We start from the raw sequence: 1,806 nt of genomic DNA, 5'->3' as shown, positions 1-1,806 counted from the left end.
CGCTTTGACCATGCGTCATTGTCGCTGGCGCCGCCGTTTCCATGCGGTTTTCTTTCGGCCAGCCGGTGACGTCCGAGGTATGCAATGTTGCCATGGGACCCAGGGCGTAGGCAGGGCGGTACATGTAGACCGCGCCGTCCAGTCGCATCAGGGTGCCTGATTTGTTGACCCAGCCGTAGGGGGCGTTGCCTTGCCAGTCCGGTACGCCGGGTTTTTTGGCGGTGATGTCGAAGACCGGCGCATTGATGTAAAGCGACTCGTCGCTCGTGCGACGATCCATGCGCGGCGCGGTCATGGTGAAGTTCAACAGGCCATCAACGTCGTAACTCCACACTTTGGAGTTGTAGAGGACGTAATCGGAAATGGGCGGTCCGACGAAGTCGTTAACCGGAGCACCGCCCTCGACCCAGCGGTCCAGGATCCAGCTCGCAGGTGCGGCGATGGCGAGAAAAACAATCGCTACCGTAATGCGGTTGTCGCGGATGTATTGGCGAAAACTCACCGCCAGTGCTCCTGTTCCGCGGACGTCTTGCCCTTCGCGTGCAAAATGAGATCGCATACTTCGCGCACCGCACCGTGGCCGCCGCGGAGGCTGGTTTGCCAATGCGCTTGCTCGGTGACCCACGGATGGGCGTTGGCAACCGCCACCGCCAGTCCGGCCATACGCATGACCGCTATATCCGGCAGATCGTCACCCACAAAAGCGATCTCGTCGGGCTGCAAATGCAGGGCTTCGAGAATTTGCATCATGCATTCGCGCTTGTCGTTTTGTCCTTGATAGACGTGGGCGATATCCAGTTCTTCCGCGCGCAGTGCAACCGGGTGGCTGATGCGTGCGCTGATGATGGCTACGTGCACCCCGTGGGCTTGCAGCCTTTTCAGGCCTAGGCCGTCGTGCACGTGAAACACCTTGGTTTCGTGTCCGCTTTCGGTGTACCAGAGGCGACCATCGGTAAGCGTGCCATCGACATCGAACGCTGCCAGACGGATCTTGGCGGCGCGTGCCAGTACTTCGGCGGGCAGGTTGGCAAGATATTCCATGAGCTTTCCGTCAGACGACGCGGGCGCGCAGCAGATCGTGGATGTTCAGTGCGCCGACCACGCGTTGTGCGTCATCAACCACCAGTAGGGCGTGAATCTGGTATTTCTCCATCAGCTGTGCCGCTTCGATGGCCAGCTTGTCGGCGCTAATGACCTTGGGACCACGGGTCATCAGGTCGCTGACCTTGGCGTTGCGCAGATCGACGCCATCGTCGTCCAGTGCGCGACGCAAGTCGCCGTCGGTGAAAACGCCCAGCAGGTGCTGTTCGTTGTCAACGACGGCGGTCATACCCAGGTGTTTGTGGGTCATTTCCATCAAGGCTTGGGTGAGGCTAGCGTCGGGGGAGATCATCGGTATGCCGGTGCCCGTATGCATCACGTCGCTGATATGCAGCAGCAGACGGCGGCCCAGGCTTCCAGCTGGATGTGAACGCGCGAAGTCCTCAGAGGTAAACCCGCGTGCTTCCAGCAACGCGATCGCCAGGGCGTCGCCCATGACCAGGGCGGCAGTGGTGCTGGCGGTGGGCGCTAGGCCCAGCGGGCAGGCCTCGGCGGAAATGCCGGCATCCAGGTGCACGTCGGCCTGATCGGCCAGGGAGGAATCCGGGTTGCCGGTAATCGCAATCAGGGGAATGCCCTGGCGTTTGATCACCGGCAGGATAAAGAGAATTTCGTCCGTTTCGCCGGAGTTGGACAGGGCGAGCACCACGTCTTGCGGCAGGATCATCCCCAGGTCGCCGTGACTGGCCTCACCAGGGTGAACAA

Annotated in this window: 3 protein-coding genes; all 3 read right to left on the bottom strand. The window is 61.1% G+C overall.

Going from position 1 to position 1,806, the window contains the following annotated elements; translation table 11 throughout:
* On the bottom strand, positions 1-502 hold a 502-nt coding region (lptC, locus tag WCA53_RS32665; protein WP_423921672.1), incomplete at its 3' end, for an LPS export ABC transporter periplasmic protein LptC.
* Positions 499-1,041, bottom strand: coding sequence for a KdsC family phosphatase (locus WCA53_RS32660; protein ID WP_423921667.1), 543 nt, complete (start codon positions 1,039-1,041; stop codon positions 499-501). The genes lptC and WCA53_RS32660, both read right to left, overlap by 4 nt.
* Positions 1,042-1,051: 10 nt before the next feature.
* The coding region (locus tag WCA53_RS32655; protein ID WP_423921662.1) for a KpsF/GutQ family sugar-phosphate isomerase at positions 1,052-1,806 on the bottom strand (755 nt) is incomplete at its 5' end.

Origin of the sequence: Caballeronia sp. (genome assembly GCF_049581465.1) — a bacterium.
Lineage (GTDB): Bacteria > Pseudomonadota > Gammaproteobacteria > Burkholderiales > Burkholderiaceae > Caballeronia.
This window is presented reverse-complemented; position numbering and strand designations above follow the sequence as displayed.